The sequence below is a fragment of the Rhizobium sp. CCGE531 genome, from assembly GCF_003627795.1.
Classification (GTDB): Bacteria; Pseudomonadota; Alphaproteobacteria; order Rhizobiales; family Rhizobiaceae; genus Rhizobium.
This window is the reverse complement of record NZ_CP032687.1, coordinates 205973-222532: the sequence shown is the minus strand read 5'-3', so window position 1 is coordinate 222532 and position 16560 is coordinate 205973. Positions and strand designations below refer to the sequence as shown.

The following is a 16560-nucleotide window of genomic DNA, read 5'->3' as shown; positions in this document are numbered from 1 at the left end:
GGAGCGATAAATTCGGTTTTATCACTAAGGGTAAACACTTAACCGGCATCTCGTGCGAATTGCCGGCGATTTATTCCGATCCCTTTCGAAGGGTGTTCATCACTAGAGGCAGCAGCTTGTCGTCGTCATAAGAAATCGTGGCGCCGCCCGGTCAGAAAATAATGCGGGCGAGTCTTTCGGCAAAGACGTCTCGACGCGCAGGATGGGCCCGCTAAGTCCGCGAAAGCGCCTCCAAAGTTGCCTTCGATTATATAATCCCGTCATCGAGCAATGACGATCAATTTAGAGTTTTTGGGAAAACAGATGCCATGACGACCCTTCCCGTTCGCAAGGTTACGGCAGGACCCCGAATGCGGCGAGATCAACACTACGAAGCTAGAAGGGCCCCATCTCCACCGCAACAGCCATACGAACCAGATGCGGGATGCTTTTTGCTCTCATTTTCGACATGACGCGGGCGCGATGAACCTCCACCGTGCGGCGGCTAATATTCAGATCATGTGCAATCGACTTGTTCGGAAGGCCGACCACGACGGCAAGAAGCACTTGGCGCTCCCTCTCGCTCAAGGTTTCGATGCGCGCTTGAATGGCAAGGCTCTCGTCGACGTTAGCGCCATTAACATGTAAATGGTCCGACGCTCGTTCGATCGCCTCAATGATAACGGCGTCTTCGCAGGGTTTCTCTATGAAGTCGACCGCACCGGCTTTCATCGCCTCAACTGCCACCGGCACATCGCCATGTCCGCTGATCACGATTGACGGAATTGAGATCTTTTTCACGCTAAGCTGACGGATGAGATCTATACCTGACATCTCTGGCATTCTGAGATCCGTAACAAGAATTCCGTTGTGGATGCCCGGCGCAAAGGAAAGAAACAAGGCTCCCGATTGATGCACCTTGACGGCATAGCCGTTCATGGTCAGCATGAAGGCAAACGATTTGCGCGCCGGCTCTTCATCATCGACAATATGGATCGTATAGTCAGTCGGTTTCACACGTTTGTCCTTCCGTATAGGCGGGAAGCGTGAACTGGAAAGTAGCTCCGCCAGCCGCGTTTCTTGAGACCGTCATTTCACCTCCATGGGCCTCGACAATACGTTTCGAGATCGCAAGGCCGACACCCATTCCACTTGGCTTTGTCGTGACGAATGGCTCGAAGAGCTCCGCGGCAATTTCTTCCGGAATGCCTTTGCCGGTGTCTTCCACGATAACGGCGACTTCATCCTCCTGCGTGGGCATCGTGCGGATCGTAAGCTCACGATGCTCGACGTGGCGCATAGCTTCTATGGCGTTTCGCATCAAATTAATGATGACCTGTTCGACCTGAACACGATCGACCATCACCATCTCGGCGCCGGGCACGTATTCGAAGACAGTCCTGACGCCTTTTTCTCGGGAACCTACAAGCGCAAGGACGCCTGCTTCCTCCACCAGCGTGCGGATATTTTCGAGGCCCTTTTCCGTTTCACCTGTCGTGACGAACTCTCTGAGATGTTTGATAATTTTTGCCGCTCTAAGGGACTGACGTTCAATCTCCTGCAAAGCGTTTCTCATGACCGTTGGGACATTGTTGTCCATGTCGCTCAAGAGCTTCGTACACCCGAAAGCGTAATTTGCGATCGCCGACAGCGGTTCGTTCAGCTCATGCGCAAGGGCGGATGCCATTTCGCCCATTTCGCTCAGGCGGGCCAATCTTGCCAATTCCGCCTGGATCCGCTGCTGGTGAGCAGCAGCCTCTTCCCGCTCCGTAAGGTCTCTTAGGAAGCCGATGAAAAATAAGCCACCACCCGATTCCAGCTGGCTCGCGGTTAACTTGAGGGGAAACGTCGATCCGTTCTTCCTGCGTCCGACAACTGCTTGATCTGCGAGAACGCGCTTTTCGCCCCTTCCAAGTTGCCGTTGCATATGGCTGCCGTGGACGGCGCGAAAAGGATCAGGCATCAGCAGTCGCAGGTTCGCGCCAACGAGCTCTTGTTCTGCATACCCGAACTGCCGCAAGACGGCGGCGTTGAAGGACACAATTTTACCGTCGCGGGTCGTGATCACCATCGCATCGGGCACTTTGTCCAATATCGATGTCAGATGCGCAGTGGGGGCAATCTCACTCTCGATGATGGCATGTCTCGTCGCCTGCAACACCTCTCCCAGACAAGCAATCAGAAGCACCGCAACGCCAAAGGAAACCAGTTCAAAGACCGTCGCGTAAGCCGCATCGCTCAGCCGCTGAACAAGGACATCAGCGCCAAGCGACATGCCCGCCGCTAGAGAAATCGGCTTTCCGCCGCCGATGATTGCGACCACGAGAATAGCGGGAATGAACGGCAATAGGGTAAGATCGTCGCTGGTGAACTGCGACAGGGCCAATCTCAGTGCGAGGACGCCGAATGGAGCAGCGGCGGCGACACTATAGGCGACGATCGGTCTGCCCCGCCACCGGACAAGCATCCAAGCGAGCCCGCCAGCGCCTTGTGAATGCATTTTGTGATCCACCAGGGAAAAAGGTACTGTCATCATGCCGAGCATCTCGCTGGCAGATCAAAACTAAGCTGAACTCTTTTCATCGAGTATGCTGCGCCTCCTTTGCCTCGGCGCCGCGATTTTGAAAATAATTCAAAGAAATCCGTCGCGCTCTTTGTTGAAGATCAAAGAGCCATGCAAAGCGTGTGCCTAGAATGGCCGCATTCTAGCCAGTACTCCGTAGAAGGATTTCGCATGCAATCGGCACTTATTGAAAAATACGGCGATGAGCGCCTACCCCGCTACACTAGCTATCCGACATCGCCGTGTTTCTCCCCCAACGTTGACGATAGCACTTATGAGAATTGGCTTAGCGCTGTCTCGCTGGAGAAAGCGGCATCGCTTTACGTGCACATCCCGTTTTGTCCGTCGATATGCTGGTATTGCGGATGTCACACCACGAATGCGCGCAATAGCCGACCGATCGTCGACTACCTGCGAATGCTGCGCGAGGAAGTACGCCTCGTGTCCGCAAGGACCGGGGCGCCGGTTAGGATCGACCATCTGCATTTTGGTGGAGGAACGCCAACGACCATCGGGCCGAAGAAAATGTTTGAGCTTATTGAGCTTCTGCACAAGCAGTTCGAGTTCACCGGTTCGGCCCAAATCGCGTTGGAGATCGATCCGAGGACGCTAGATCAGGAGATGGCGACGGTTCTCGGGGAAGTAGGGGTGCACCGTGCTAGTATCGGGGTACAGACCTTTGATCCGACGGTCCAAAGGGCGATCAACCGCACCCAAAGTAAAGAACAGACAATGGAGGCGGTTTTTAAGCTGCGCCGGGCGCGCATCGCCAGCATCAATTTCGATCTTATGTATGGCCTGCCAAACCAGACGGTTCAATCCTGCATCGAAACGGCCAAGGCAGCGATCGAGATGCGGCCGGACCGTTTCGCAGTCTTCGGTTATGCGCATGTACCTTCCTTCAAGAAGCATCAACGGCTAATCGACGAAGCCGCTCTCGCCAATGCGCAAAGCCGTATTTCCCAGGCAAAGGCAATTTCGGAACACCTTGTTGCGGCAGGCTACCGCCGCATCGGGATCGATCATTTCGCCAGGCCGCACGACAGTTTAGCAACCGCGCAGACAGACGGGCAATTGCATCGCAACTTTCAGGGCTATACGACCGATGCTTGTGAGGCACTTATCGGCTTGGGTTCGTCAGCTATTGGCCGCATGCCAGGCGGCTATGTTCAAAACGAGGTACTTCCCAATCGTTACGGAAAGCGGATCGCATCCGGCCGCTTGGCCACAACGAAAGGCTGGCGCTTGTCGGCCGAAGATCGCCTGCGGGCAAGTATCATCGAACGCCTGATGTGCGACTTGCAGGTCGACGTCCCGGCGTTGGCCGTCACATACGGTTTTGACCCACACGCGCTTCTTAACGGCAACCCCAGGCTCTCGATGCTCGAGAGCGACGGAATAATCGAAAACGCGGGCGGCATCATTCGTTTGCGAGAAGACGGGCGCTTCCTGATCCGCGCCGTTGCAGCAGCTTTCGATGCCTATGTGAGGGAATCGGGGCGCCATTATAGCAAGACGGCCTGAGGTTTCTCTTTGCAACAATGCAACGGGAGCCCTTCGGCATGTTATACCGCCGGCAAACCATCTCGTCTTAAGCGACTTGCCGGCCGGCTGGATGAAGAGTTGTTAACAGCCATCTTGCGGGATACCACAGATGAACGCAGATGGAACTCAATACTAATTGGCCGCAGCTCTTCGAGCGAGAGCCATAACGTAGTCATCTGCGATGTCGGCCAAGGTCAAAGCGACCTCCGGCTCCTTCCAACCGGCAGCGACGGCCGTCAGCACGAATTCACGGAATGCCACGGAAAGCACCTCCTCGCCCTCGATGACGCGATATGGATTATTCGCGGCATGTTGAGGGGCGCTGATCTGTATTGTTGTGGGTAGATGAGGTTCCATGAGACGTCCCCTGAAGGTTGACTTGTTGTAGACCTGTCCTGCATTTCTCTCTTAACTGCACTGCGATTATGCTTATTTTCTAAAAGATTAACCGTGACGTGTCGTTAGCCACGCATCCCGAATTTTGCCGCAGCGTCCATTTTGTTTGCTGGTTCAAAATTTTTTCGTTTCAGGCATGGGTGCAGTGTCTCGGCGCTTCGGCTCCCAATGCGCGATGTTGTTTAGGGCACCTCTAGGCCTCTTTACTCCGATCCATCGCCTGGTTCAGCTTAGGATTCGCATGCAATAGAGTATCCCTCACCACTGCAGCACTATCCGCCCCGTTCTCGAAGACCGGCGACGCGTTCCACAGTCAGCCGACGATCACCACAAGCGCTATGCTGCCGATTCGCGCCTTCGATCCCCGATGCGATCAAGACTCTGCGGCGCGCGTGACCGCATGGGCTAGGACGGCTGGCGAGGGATAGCGGGCGGTGCCGAGCAGCAGGGTGACCCAATCTGGCTTCCATAGAGATCGAGCACGATCAGCCTCCTTGCATGGGTGTCAGTATCTCGATCCTGTCATAGTCGGCGAAAATATGTTCGTCGCGATCTTCGCGATGAACCAGTTCGCCGTTGGCGGCTGTTGCCAGCCAGTCGCCTTCATGGTCGAGTGCGGCCAAAAGCTGCGAAAGCGTCTTAGCGGCGATGGACTGCGTTTCGCCATTGATGATCAGGTGCATTGGAAACTCCTTTGCTTCGTCCGATCGGAAAAGACGAGATCGGCCGCTTCGGCCGCCATTGTGGGCGCCAGCAGAAAACCGTGGCGATAAAGGCCGTTCACGTGGATGACTCTGCCGTCCCGCATTACGCGCGGAAAATTGTCGGGAAAGGCCGGGCGGATGCCGGCGCCAGTTTCGACCACGGTGGCGTCCGCAAAGGCCGGATGCAGTGTATAGGCTGCGTTCAGCAGTTCCATCGTCGAGCGTGCGGTGATCGCCCCGTCGAATTCCGTCTCGATCATCGTCGCCCCGACCATAAACAGGCCTTCGCCGCGAGGGACGACATAGACGGGAAAGCGAGGATGCAGCAGGCGGATAGGCCTGGCGAGCATGACCTCCTCTGTATGCAGATAGAGCATTTCGCCGCGCACGCCGCGCAGATCGCGACTTTGCCCGATGCGGGCAGCACCGGTGCAATCAACGATATCTGGGAAATCGTCTTCGCTCACATCATCGCTAGTAAAGACGACGCCTGCTGCCGACAGCAGCTCTTTCAACGTCCGTAGCGCCTGACGGGGGTTCAGATGAGCTTCATGTTGGAAGAACAGACCCCTGCGAAAACGCTGTGCAAGGGCGGGATCCAGCTCGGCTATGCCATCTTCGTCCAACCATTCATACCCAGACGTACGGGCCGCAAAGCGGCCGAGTTCGCCCGAATCCCGCTGAGGTGCGGCGACCAGTGTCCCTTTATGAATGACTTGGCCGGGCAGGACGGCATCCCACCATTCCACGGCCATTTTCCCCAACGTCATTACTCTCTCGTCGGCGTTTACCCGCTCGCACCAGGGCGCCAGCATGCCGCCGGCGAGCCAGGATGCAGAGCGCCCGAATCCAAGATGCGGGTCGGAGACTGTTACGTGAGCGCCGCGCGCGCACAGTTGACGTGCTACTGTTAGGCCGGCAATTCCGGCGCCCTTAACGAGAACCCGCAATGTCATGCTCCCATAGGCATATAGAGATCGCCCCCTTACGGGCATTTGCGACTACGTAATCCAGCCCCTCCTTTTGCGCCTCGGCGTCGATGTCGTGCGATATTCGTACGAGCAGAATTCGGGCCGCACCTGGATACGAGGCTCAAGTGAACTCTTTGGGTGCTCGGCGGTGCTGTGACTTGCTTGCGAATTTGTCCATTTCTCAAGTTACTCCACTTCGAGTTGACCTTGATCTTCTCATAAAGTTGATGACCAAGTCGGCATGCACGTACCCAGCATCACTAACGCCAACGCCATCCAAACGCTGGTCGAGCCTTGGATGACGCAAGTCGCTAAACACCAAGCGATTTTATGAGGGCCTAGAAACGATAGGTTACGCCCGCGCCAAGCAGCCATGGATCGAGCCTGGCCTTGCCGCTGACGTTGGCCCCGCCGACGTTGGCGTCGAAATCAGGCCTTAGGAAGATCTTTTTGGCGTCGACGTTCACACCCCAGTGATCGTCGATCATATAGTCGAAGCCGGCCTGGAGCGCGACACCGAAGGAGTTCTTGACATCAAGGCTGCGAGCACTTTTTCCCGACTGGTTGTAAAACAGCGTATAGTTGAGGCCGGCGCCGACATATGGCCGAAAAGCGCCAAGGTCGGTGAAATGGTATTGTAGGGTGAGCGTTGGCGGCAGCAGCCAAGTCTTGCCGATCTCGCCGAGCGCTGAAATCGAGCCGCCGCCATGCACCTTAGCGTAGGTTGTGCCCAGGATGAGTTCAGCGGCGATATTCTCGGTGAAGAAATACGAGATGTCGAATTCCGGCACGACCGTGTCCGAAAAGGAAAGATCCGAACCCGGCAAGCCGTCGACGCGCCCAGAGTCAGTAGTGATCACACCAAGCGCGCGCAGCCGCATCTGCCATGGGTTTCTGTTGGCTGCCGCGGGAATGGGAGCCCTACTTGGTGGTGTCGTCAGATCGGCAGCGTGCGCGGTGCTCACGATACCCAATATTGCAGTAGCGATGATGACCCGTATGATGTCCTTGGAAGTCATTCTTGTCTCCTTCGATCTGAAATTCGTGAATCGAGGAGCAGTAACATCGGCTGGCACGTCAGGATTTGAGGCGGCTCAACTAAAGAAAATTGGACTGCCTGTCGCAGACAAACCCTGGCCTTGTGTGGCAATTTCGCAACGTTTCAGTCACTTGAATGACGTTTGGCATGAGACGTGTTGGATTATCCGGGCAGAAAGCCTCGCGCAATTCAACGCGGTTTCGAATCATCATTTCGGAAAAACCTCTTCGTGTAAGACCGTCTGTGGATTCCAGGCAGTTGGGAATTTAGCAGTTTCGTCGGGTCATCTGCACTGGCGCTTGTCGATTGTTGCGCCCCCTCGGGCGCATTATCCTCACTCACTAAGATGCGCCACGAAGCCCCTTCCAAATCATCATACTGTCCGCTCTTTAGCGACCACAGAAAGCCTCCCAGCCCGAGCGTACCCATGAACAATGCCAGCGGGATCAAATAGATCAGCATATTCATATGGACCCTCCTGCTGAGGCTGCATGTTTGCCATCATGCCTAAGTTGCTCCCGCCGATTCCAGTGGTTGAGTCGCAATGCATTCGTCACGACGATCAGCGAAGACGACGACATGGCGACGGCGGCGATAAGCGGCGTCGCATAGCCCGCGATAGCGATGGGAACAGCGAGCACATTGTAACCGATGGCAAGGGCGAAGTTCTGACGGATCAAAGCTGCCGCGCGCCGCGCGACGCAGATCGCCTCCGGAACCGCGTCGAGACGGTCATTCAGGAAAACCAGGTCTGCCGCCTGTCGGCCAATGTCGGACGCAGTCGCGGGAGCCATCGACACATGCGCCGCCGTAAGTGCCGGCGCATCGTTGATGCCGTCACCAACCATCATGACCTTGTTGCCCGCCTCGGCCAAGCGTGTGCACTCTTCCACTTTCTGTTTCGGATCCAATTCCGCAATCCAGCGATCCACATGCAATAGCCGCGCTGTCGACTCGACGACGGCTTGCCGATCGCCAGACAGGATCATCGTCTGCAGCCCTGCAAGACCGAGCTGACGAATGGCTACGGCTACTCCGGGGCGAAGCGTGTCTTCGAAATAGAATCGGGCAAGTGCGATACCGTTCCTCGACAGAACGACCTCGGAGAGCGAGTCATCCGCTTCTTTTTCTTCTCGGGGCGGGATCGAACAAGCGAACTCCATATGGCCGAGACGATATAGCCCCCTGGCGGTTTCGACTTCCAGGCCCGCGCCCGGTATCTCGACGACGCTGTCGAACCGTTGCCCCTTGCCGCCGGCACTCCGCAGCAACGCCTGAGAGAGCGGATGGCGGGAATGCGCAGCAATTCCGGCCGCGATCGCCCTTTCCTCCGACCCCACATCCACCATCTCGACGAGCCGCGGCTGGCCCATCGTCAACGTGCCGGTCTTGTCAAACGCGACGGCATCGATTTCCGCGAGACGCTCCAAAGCGGAGCCGTCCTTGATCATGATGCCGCGGCGAAACAGGTTGCCTGCGGCAACAACCTGGACGACCGGCACTGCTAGACCAAGCGCGCAAGGACAAGTGATGATCAGCACCGCGACGGCGACAAGCATGGCATGCTTCCAATCTCCACCAAGGGAGCCCCAGGCAAGAAAGGAAAGCAGCGCAAGTAAATGAACCGCCGGAGCGTAAAGGCCGGCTGCACGATCCGCGACCCTGCGATAGCGCGCCCTGCCTCCTTCTGCTGCCTCCATAAGGTTGATGGTTTCCGCAAGCAGCGAGTTTTGCGCCGTCTTCGTCGCGCGAATGGTCAATGACGCCATGAGGTTCATCGCACCAGATCTCACCTCCGCGCTGTTCGCGACAGCAACTGGTATACTTTCGCCCGTGACAATAGAGAGATCCAGCTCGCTCGTACCTGCGGTCACGGCGCCGTCGACGGGAATGCGTTCGCCGGCAGCGATGAAAACATGATCACCGATGCTGATATCTTCAATCGCGGTGTAGCGCTTGCTCCCATCGGCAGCTATCACCAGCGCGCCGCGTGGCGCAAGTCTCGCCAGGCTGTTGACCGCGGCTCGCGCCTTTTGCCGCATGATGTGGTCGAGCGTGCGGCCAATGAGCAGGAAGAACAGCAGCGACACGGAGGCGTCAAACCATGCATGCTCTCCGTGATGGATCGTCTCCCACAACGATACGGCATAGGAGAGCGTGACAGCGAGCGAAATCGGCACATCCATGTTGGTGCGCCCATTCTTCAAGGCATTCCAAGCCGATCGAAAAAAGAAACGGCCGCCATAAATTAGGGCCGGCGCTGTAATCATCGCGGAAATCCAATGAAACAGGTCTCGCGTTGCTGCATCTGCACCGGACCAGACCGATACCGAGAGCAGCATGATATTGGCTGCGGCAAAGCCGCAGACACCAACGGCCAAGAGCAATTGATTGCGCAGACTATTCGTCTGGGGCGCGGCGGGAGTGAAAATATGCGCCCGGTACCCGGCTTCGGTGATCGCGGACAGAATACCCGACGGATCGACGACAGCATTATCAAGGTGCTCGACATAGGTGCAACTGACCCGCCGCGCAGTCAGGTTGACCCGGGCGCGCGTTACATAGGGTAACCTGCATAAGGACCGTTCAATGGTCGAAATGCAAGCGCCACAGTGCATATCGGGAACGCTGAGGTCCAATTGACGAAGGCCCTCCCCCAGCGGATGGCTGGCGAGGACGATCTCCTCGGCACTGGCGCAGCTATTGCTCGTTGTCATGACGCTTTCCGCGTCCATCGTGCAGCAGGTCATTGTCCAAACTCCGCCGTGTCGATGCGCCTAGCCTCATGCATTACCGTGACACCGTCTCTGCGCGAGACGGTTTCCACGATCCAGTCGCCTCCCTCAATGCGATGTTTCGCTTCGAAATGGCCTTCGCTTGTCTTCGTCAGTGCAAGCGCGAAGTCCTCCCGGTCGCCCACGGGCCTTCTGAACGTCAGCGTCACGTCGTCAACCACCGCCGGCGACCCGTCACGGTTATGAATATCGTACTGAATGACATCGCGGCGCAGTAACAGATCGCCCGAAATGCCGCTGCTCGCCATAGCACGCATGGCGGCGGCCTTGCCGTTGAATTCCTGGCTTGCCACATAGGTATTTTCCACCACAAGCCCGCTCCAGCTCGTGGAAGCGAGAACTGCCATCGTCACGTTCACTCCGATCACCACGGCGAAGAACGCAACAATGACGATCAGCATATGGCGGCCGGTGAAGGGACCTCCGGTGATAACTTGGCTTCTCATTTCGGCGCTCCCGGCACGTTGAAGGCGGCCCGGTGCGTAGCCCGATCCGCATGATTTTCGTCCTCTATGACGAACAGGAATTCCTTGATTGTTTCCGGCTTGGCCTTTTGCGTGACGAACACTTTGAGCGAGGTGGCCGCGTCCGGATCCACATCGACAGTGAAGTGCCGGCCTTCCTCCTTCGAGAGTTCGGGGATCTTCATCGTCGCTCCCTCCGCGCCGTCCAGTCGGATATCGATTCTCCTCGGCATCGGCACCATATTGAGCACGCGAAGCGTATAGCCGTTGCGGATCGATCCATCGGACTCCAGGACATATTGCGGATTGCGGTCGTGAACCACGTTCAGTTCCAGCCGCTCCCGGAGCGCCAAATGCACGAGCATCGCCACCCCGATCGCTGCCCAAACAGCCGCATAGAAAAGAACGCGCGGCCTGAAGATCACGCGCCAGTTGAAGTGCTGGATATTCTCGATGAAGTCGCCATCGGCGTTTCGCACGAGATGCGGTTGCACAGGGCTCGCGCCACCATTCGTCGCCAGGTTCAGGTTCGCGGCATACTCGCTTAGCGTCGCATAGGAGATCACGCCGCGTGGCTTATCGAGCTTATTCATCACACCGTCGCAGGCGTCGATGCACAAGGCGCAGGTGATGCATTCCATTTGCTGACCGTCGCGGATATCTATCCCCATCGGACAGACGGCAACGCAAGCGTTGCAGTCCACGCAATCGCCGGTAGCCAGGCCCGCCGCTTGGGCTTTTTTGGCGTGACGGGAGCGCGGCTCACCGCGCCAGTCGTTGTAGGTCACGACGAGGGAATTTTCGTCCAGCATCGCGCCCTGGATGCGGGGCCACGGACACATGTAGGTGCAGACCTGTTCCCTCATCAGCCCGCCAAGAATGTAAGTGGTCGAGGTGAGAAGGGCGACCGTGGCATAGGCGACGGCCGGCGCCTGGCCCTTGAATAAGGCAACAGCAAGGGATGGCGCATCCGCGAAATAGAAGATCCATACGCCGCCTGTGAGGACGCCGATAAGAACCCATATGCCATGTATGGCGACCCGCTTTGCAATCTTGTCCGGTGTCCAGGGACTCGCATCGAGTTTCATGCGCGCGTTGCGATCACCTTCGATCGCGCGTTCCACGACAAGGAAGACATCGACCCATACCGTCTGTGGACAGGCATAACCACACCATGCCCGCCCCACCGCCGACGTTACGAGAAACAGGCCAAAGCCAGCCATGACAAGCAGACCGGCCACATAGAAGAACTCCTGTGGCCATATCTCGATGAAAAAGAAGAAGAAGCGACGAGAGGCGAGGTCGATGAGAATCGCCTGGTCGGGCGCATATGGACCTCGGTCCCAGCGAATCCACGGAGAAAGATGGTAGATGCCGAGCGTGATCAGCATGATGATCCATTTGAATCGCCGGAACCGACCCTGCGCTCGCTTTGGAAACACTTTCTTTCGCGCGGCATAAAGCGGCTGACGGTTGCGCCGGACACCAACGTCGTCGGCGCCTGTCCGTTCGATGCGATCGTCACCTGTCATGGGAGCTATGGTGAGGATCATCGCATACCATCCTGTTGATGATCCTCATCCTGCATTTGACGAACCAAGCGTTCTCGACGCAAGTCCGGGAGAGAAAAAGCAAGCCTATCGGCTCAATCAAAAGGAGAGCCACACTCCGGGAGGGGGGTGTGGCCCGGAGGAACTACGAGCCACAGCACGAAGGGACGTCCTCCAGGCCCGGAGAATAGCAGCTTGCTAGCTTGCGATCGTTGAGTGAAATCAAAACGCTGCTAACTTTTTCAGTTCTACGAGCAAGTTTTCTGGCTGTCCGAACGCAACCGCATTGCGTAGAGAGACAAGATCGTGATCGACTGCTGACCGTATCGCCATCAGGCCATAAAGATTGTGATGCACGTGAATTCGTGATTTTTCTTTTCTATTTTCCACCGCCCAAGGAATGAACAAACACCGTCAACTCCTTCACGGTGGTTTCGCCCAGCCGGGCAGACCAAGCTGGCATAACGCCGTGTTTGGGCAGGGTCACCTGGCGGATGATCGCTTGCTCCCCTCGCCCCTTAAGCCAGATCGCGTCGGCGAGATTTGGTGCGCCAAACTCCTGTTTTCCCCTGTCGTCTTCGCCATGACAGACGGCGCAATTGTCGAGGAATACCTGCTTGCCGGCGTCGGCCGCTGCCGGATCGGAAACTGTGTTGGTCAAGGCCCAAATGTAAGCGGCTACCTGGCGTATCTGGGTGCGTTCGAGTACATCACCGAAGGCGGGCATCTCAGAGACATGCGTCTCGGGATCGGCATCGAAGCGGATGCCATGAGCGATTGTCTGTTGAATGGCGGGAAGACTGCCGCCCCATAGCCAATCGTCGTCGTTTAGATTGGGAAACCCCGGAGCGCCGGTGGCACCGGAGCCATGACACGGCGCGCAATTGACCTTGAAGGCCGAGGCGCCGCCTGCAATTGCAAACTCACGCAGCGTTGGGTCGGCATCGATTTCTTCAACGGATTTCGCGGCGATCAGAACATCGAGGCGAGCCTGCTCAATCTTGGCGTTGTTCATTTCGTGCTGCAGTTCAGCCCGGCTTGAGAACCCGATCAGTCCTTTGGTGGTATCCCTGATCAGGGGTATGGAGGGATAGGCGATGGCATAGCCGACGGCCCAGAGGATCGTGGCATAGAATGTCCACACCCACCATCGGGGCATGGGATTGTTGAGTTCGCGGATGCCGTCCCACTCATGGCCCGTTGTTTCGACGCCGCTGAGTTCGTCTATAGGTTTGTCCGACATCTCAATCGTCCTTTAAAGGTATGTCAGCGGCTTCGTTGGCGCCTTTTTTGCTGCCTGGCCGGAGCGTGAAGGCTATAGCCCCCACGAAAAACAAGGCCAGTGCGAGGAGCCCCCAACTGTCGGCGAAGTGACGCATTGCAGTGTATGTTTCCACGGAGGCACCTCAGCGATAGCCGGTGGCATCGTCGTAAGTCGAGAAATCAACCAGCGTTCCGAGCATTTGCAGATATGCGACGAGCGCGTCCACCTCGGTCAGCCTGGCGGCATCGCCATCGAAATCGCCGACCTTCGCTTTCGGATATCGCGCCAGCAGATCCGTCGTATTTGCGTTTGGATCGGCTTGCGCCCGCATGTCGGCTTCCGCATTCGCCAGCATGTCTTGGCTATAGGGTACGCCGACATCCTCGTTCGCCTTGAGATCCATGCCGATATCCTTAACCGTGACCTCCCTCTCCTTGAGAAAGGCGTAAGTAGGCATGATCGACTCCGGCACCACCTCGCGCGGGTTGGACAGATGCTGGACGTGCCACTCATTGGAATAACGACCGCCGACACGCGCCAGATCCGGTCCCGTGCGCTTCGAGCCCCACTGGAACGGATGGTCATACATGGACTCGGCGGCGAGCGAATAATGGCCGTAACGCTCCACTTCGTCGCGGAACGGTCGGATCATCTGGCTATGGCAGAGATAGCAGCCTTCGCGGATGTAGATATTGCGCCCGGCCAGCTCGAGAGGCGTGTACGGGCGCATGCCTTCCACCTTCTCGATCGTGTTCTGGAGATAGAACAGCGGCGCGATCTCGACGATGCCGCCAATGCTGACCACCAACAGCGACCCGACAAGCAGAAGGGTAGCATTTTTCTCGATGATCTGGTGTTTGGCGAGTATTGACATGTTTCTCTCACTCGGCGGCCTTGGCGATGAAAGCGCTGGGGATCGCGGCTTCGTCGCGCTGGCGGCCCCGGATGGTCATTGCGACGTTCCAGGCCATGATCACTCCCCCTGCCAGATAGAGAGCACCACCGACGGCGCGCAGAAGATAATAGGGGAACATCGCAGCCACGGTCTCTGCGAAGGAATAGACGAGGAAACCCTGACTATTGTATTCGCGCCACATCAGGCCTTGCTGGATGCCGGCGACCCACAGCACCGCGGCGTAGATAACGATGCCCAGCGTGGCGAGCCAGAAATGCCAGTTGACCATACGGAGGCTGTAAAGCCGCTCGCGCCCCCAGAGCTTTGGCGTCAGGTAGTAGATGGCGCCGAACGTGATCATGCCGACCCAGCCGAGCGCGCCGGAATGAACGTGACCGATGGTCCATTCGGTATAGTGACTGAGCGAGTTGACCGTCTTGACCGACATCATCGGGCCTTCGAAGGTCGACATGCCATAAAAGGCGATCGCGACGATCATCATGCGGATGATCGGGTCGGTACGGATCTTGTCCCAGGCGCCCGAAAGAGTCATCAGACCGTTGATCATGCCGCCCCAGGAAGGCATCCACAGCATCACCGAGAAGACCATGCCCAAAGTCTGCGCCCAATCGGGCAATGCCGTGTAATGCAGATGATGCGGACCAGCCCAGATGTACATGAAGATCAGGGCCCAGAAATGGATGATCGACAGGCGATAGGAATAGATTGGGCGGTTCGCCTGCTTCGGTACGAAATAGTACATCATGCCAAGGAAGCCGGCGGTCAGGAAAAAGCCGACGGCGTTGTGGCCGTACCACCATTGTGTCAGGGCACCCTGCACGCCCGAAAATAGCGAATAGCTCTTTGAGCCAAGGAAAGACACCGGCATCGCGAGATTGTTGACGACATGCAGCACGGCGATGGTGACGATGAAACTCAGATAGAACCAGTTCGCGACATAGATGTGCGGCTCCTTGCGCTTCAGGATCGTTCCCAAAAAGGTGACAAGATAGGCGACCCAGACAATGGTGAGCCAGATGTCGACATACCATTCGGGCTCGGCATATTCGCGAGCCTGCGTGATCCCGAGAACATAGCCGGTCGCGGCCATGACGATGAAAAGTTGATATCCCCAGAACACGAACCAACCGAGATTGCCGCCGAAGAGCCGGGCTCGGCAGGTGCGCTGGACGACGTAAAAGGAGGTCATTATCAACCCGTTGCCGCCGAAGGCGAAGATGACGGCAGAGGTATGAAGTGGGCGCAAGCGACCAAAATTGAAATACGGCGCGACGTTCAGATCCGGATAGGCAAGTTGCAGGGCGATCACGACACCGATCAGGAAGCCGATCACCCCCCAAAAGACGGTGGCAATCAATCCATAGCGGATGACCTCGTCAAAATAGGCTCCGTTTTTGGGTTTGGCGCTCACTGTCACGGGGGAAAAATCAATTCGCCGCAGAAGCAGTACCGTGCCCGCTAGCAAACAGAAGAACAGTATCCCCATGTGGGTTGCAAAAAGCTGGTCATGAGCGACCCCCGCGCCGACCAGTGCCAAAAAAGCCCCGACCGCAACCAGCATGGTTTCAGCGGTGTAATTCATGTCATGCTTCCCGATGTACAGACGACCACGCCAAAGGCGGCCGCCTTTCTCGCCACTTTTGGGAACTATTCGCACGTGACGGGCACTCAGTCCTTGATCTCTCTCAACGAACGCCGCGATTTTGTTTGATGATCACCTGATTGCATCCAACTGCGCTTTGATCACCCGCGGATGAGGCGCCCCTCGAGTGCCGCAGCGACTTCGTCCGCGCGCGGATGGACACCGGCGCGCGGGCTTGACGTAGAAATTGATCAAAGATTGCTCGATCTCAAGGAATGTCAGCCCGTTCGCGCCTAAAGCTTCGGGCGGACAATTAATCGGGCTATCGCGAAAGGAGATCAGAAATGGGTTTGAAAATCTGTCCGATCGTCGCAACGGCGATGCTGACCGCATCAGCGATGCCACTGATGGCGGCGGACCACCAAATCCGGATGTTGAACAGGGGCACGGACGGCGCAATGGTTTTTGAGCCAGGTTTCACGAAGATCGCACCAGGCGACACGGTGACGTTTATTCCGGTTGATAAGGGACACAATGTCGAAACGTTCAAAGGTTTGATCCCAAAAGGCGCACCGGAGTTCAAATCTAAAGCGAACGAGGAATATCGCGCAAAACTCGATATGCCCGGGGCCTATGTGGTGAAATGCACGCCGCATATGAGCTTGGGCATGGTGGCCCTCATTCAAGTTGGCGACAGCCCCACCAATCTCGATGCCATCAAGACTGCAACCGTTCCAAATCTCGTGCGCAAGCGCCTTGACGCCGACCTCGCGCAGATTGCCGAATAGTGCC

General features: G+C 57.0%; 15 protein-coding genes and 1 pseudogene. 2 read left to right on the top strand and 14 right to left on the bottom strand.

Translation table 11 applies throughout. The features are described 5' to 3' along the window. Positions 1-375: 375 nt before the first annotated feature. On the bottom strand, positions 376-996 hold the full coding sequence (gene fixJ, locus CCGE531_RS30865) for a response regulator FixJ (RefSeq protein ID WP_004125927.1): 621 nt from the start codon (positions 994-996) through the stop codon (positions 376-378). Further along, positions 983-2479 (bottom strand): PAS domain-containing sensor histidine kinase, encoded by a 1497-nt coding sequence (locus CCGE531_RS30860; RefSeq protein ID WP_184462165.1) that lies wholly within the window; start codon positions 2477-2479, stop codon positions 983-985. Before CCGE531_RS30860 ends, fixJ begins: the two co-directional genes overlap by 14 nt. A gap of 234 nt (positions 2480-2713) precedes the next feature. On the opposite strand from CCGE531_RS30860, the gene hemN reads away from it, so the two are divergent. Beyond that, positions 2714-4066 carry an oxygen-independent coproporphyrinogen III oxidase gene (hemN, locus tag CCGE531_RS30855; protein ID WP_004125924.1) on the top strand — a complete coding sequence of 451 codons (1353 nt, stop codon included), beginning with the start codon at positions 2714-2716 and terminating at the stop codon, positions 4064-4066. A 153-nt stretch (positions 4067-4219) separates the two neighbouring features. Here hemN and CCGE531_RS30850 read toward each other — a convergent pair whose 3' ends face one another. The 12 genes and pseudogenes from CCGE531_RS30850 to ccoN all read right to left on the bottom strand — a co-directional run bounded on the left by CCGE531_RS30850 (position 4220) and on the right by ccoN (position 15768). Beyond that, positions 4220-4444 carry a hypothetical protein gene (locus CCGE531_RS30850; RefSeq protein WP_004125917.1) on the bottom strand — a complete coding sequence of 75 codons (225 nt, stop codon included), beginning with the start codon at positions 4442-4444 and terminating at the stop codon, positions 4220-4222. Between the two features lie 524 nt (positions 4445-4968). Next, a complete protein-coding gene (gene thiS / locus CCGE531_RS30840) occupies positions 4969-5166 on the bottom strand; it encodes a sulfur carrier protein ThiS (RefSeq protein WP_004125916.1) in 198 nt (65 codons plus the stop codon). Continuing rightward, complete coding sequence (gene thiO, locus CCGE531_RS30835; RefSeq protein ID WP_004125914.1) at positions 5157-6137, bottom strand: glycine oxidase ThiO; 981 nt, start codon at positions 6135-6137, stop codon at positions 5157-5159. The genes thiS and thiO overlap by 10 nt, the downstream gene beginning before the upstream one ends. A 359-nt stretch (positions 6138-6496) precedes the next feature. Then, on the bottom strand, positions 6497-7177 hold the full coding sequence (locus CCGE531_RS30830; protein WP_004125911.1) for an OmpW family protein: 681 nt from the start codon (positions 7175-7177) through the stop codon (positions 6497-6499). Between the two features lie 341 nt (positions 7178-7518). Further along, positions 7519-7665, bottom strand: a pseudogene (gene ccoS / locus CCGE531_RS35065) (cbb3-type cytochrome oxidase assembly protein CcoS); the annotation flags it as partial. Next, a complete protein-coding gene (locus CCGE531_RS30820) occupies positions 7662-9947 on the bottom strand; it encodes a cation-translocating P-type ATPase (protein WP_004125906.1) in 2286 nt (761 codons plus the stop codon). The pseudogene ccoS and the gene CCGE531_RS30820, both read right to left, overlap by 4 nt. Further along, positions 9944-10438 carry a FixH family protein gene (locus CCGE531_RS30815; protein ID WP_004125905.1) on the bottom strand — a complete coding sequence of 165 codons (495 nt, stop codon included), beginning with the start codon at positions 10436-10438 and terminating at the stop codon, positions 9944-9946. The genes CCGE531_RS30820 and CCGE531_RS30815 overlap by 4 nt, the downstream gene beginning before the upstream one ends. Continuing rightward, entirely contained in the window at positions 10435-11988 is a 1554-nt protein-coding gene (gene ccoG, locus CCGE531_RS30810) for a cytochrome c oxidase accessory protein CcoG (RefSeq protein ID WP_245459609.1), read from the bottom strand. The genes CCGE531_RS30815 and ccoG overlap by 4 nt, the downstream gene beginning before the upstream one ends. Positions 11989-12385: 397 nt before the next feature. Further along, positions 12386-13249: a cytochrome-c oxidase, cbb3-type subunit III gene (gene ccoP / locus CCGE531_RS30805; RefSeq protein WP_004125903.1), complete on the bottom strand. Its 864-nt coding sequence runs from the start codon at positions 13247-13249 to the stop codon at positions 12386-12388. 1 nt (position 13250) lies between these two features. Further along, entirely contained in the window at positions 13251-13403 is a 153-nt protein-coding gene (locus CCGE531_RS30800) for a CcoQ/FixQ family Cbb3-type cytochrome c oxidase assembly chaperone (protein WP_028755102.1), read from the bottom strand. Between the two features lie 9 nt (positions 13404-13412). Beyond that, the gene (ccoO, locus tag CCGE531_RS30795; protein WP_004125901.1) at positions 13413-14144 is read right to left on the bottom strand and encodes a cytochrome-c oxidase, cbb3-type subunit II; all 732 of its coding nucleotides are present in this window, start codon (positions 14142-14144) and stop codon (positions 13413-13415) included. A 7-nt stretch (positions 14145-14151) separates the two neighbouring features. Then, a complete protein-coding gene (gene ccoN / locus CCGE531_RS30790) occupies positions 14152-15768 on the bottom strand; it encodes a cytochrome-c oxidase, cbb3-type subunit I (protein ID WP_004125900.1) in 1617 nt (538 codons plus the stop codon). A 344-nt stretch (positions 15769-16112) separates the two neighbouring features. Between ccoN and CCGE531_RS30785 the strand changes: the two genes are divergently transcribed. Next, a complete protein-coding gene (locus tag CCGE531_RS30785; RefSeq protein WP_004125898.1) occupies positions 16113-16556 on the top strand; it encodes a pseudoazurin in 444 nt (147 codons plus the stop codon). Positions 16557-16560: the final 4 nt, after the last annotated feature.

Coding starts and splice junctions, on each gene's coding strand:
- CCGE531_RS30860 (WP_184462165.1), bottom strand. CDS start 2,479: ATGCATTCACAAGGCGCTGGCGGGCTCGCTTGGATGCTTGTCCGGTGG.
- hemN (WP_004125924.1), top strand. CDS start 2,714: ATGCAATCGGCACTTATTGAAAAATACGGCGATGAGCGCCTACCCCGC.
- CCGE531_RS30850 (WP_004125917.1), bottom strand. CDS start 4,444: ATGGAACCTCATCTACCCACAACAATACAGATCAGCGCCCCTCAACAT.
- thiS (WP_004125916.1), bottom strand. CDS start 5,166: ATGCACCTGATCATCAATGGCGAAACGCAGTCCATCGCCGCTAAGACG.
- CCGE531_RS30830 (WP_004125911.1), bottom strand. CDS start 7,177: ATGACTTCCAAGGACATCATACGGGTCATCATCGCTACTGCAATATTG.
- CCGE531_RS30820 (WP_004125906.1), bottom strand. CDS start 9,947: ATGACCTGCTGCACGATGGACGCGGAAAGCGTCATGACAACGAGCAAT.
- CCGE531_RS30815 (WP_004125905.1), bottom strand. CDS start 10,438: ATGAGAAGCCAAGTTATCACCGGAGGTCCCTTCACCGGCCGCCATATG.
- ccoG (WP_245459609.1), bottom strand. CDS start 11,988: ATGACAGGTGACGATCGCATCGAACGGACAGGCGCCGACGACGTTGGT.
- ccoP (WP_004125903.1), bottom strand. CDS start 13,249: ATGTCGGACAAACCTATAGACGAACTCAGCGGCGTCGAAACAACGGGC.
- ccoO (WP_004125901.1), bottom strand. CDS start 14,144: ATGTCAATACTCGCCAAACACCAGATCATCGAGAAAAATGCTACCCTT.
- ccoN (WP_004125900.1), bottom strand. CDS start 15,768: ATGAATTACACCGCTGAAACCATGCTGGTTGCGGTCGGGGCTTTTTTG.
- CCGE531_RS30785 (WP_004125898.1), top strand. CDS start 16,113: ATGGGTTTGAAAATCTGTCCGATCGTCGCAACGGCGATGCTGACCGCA.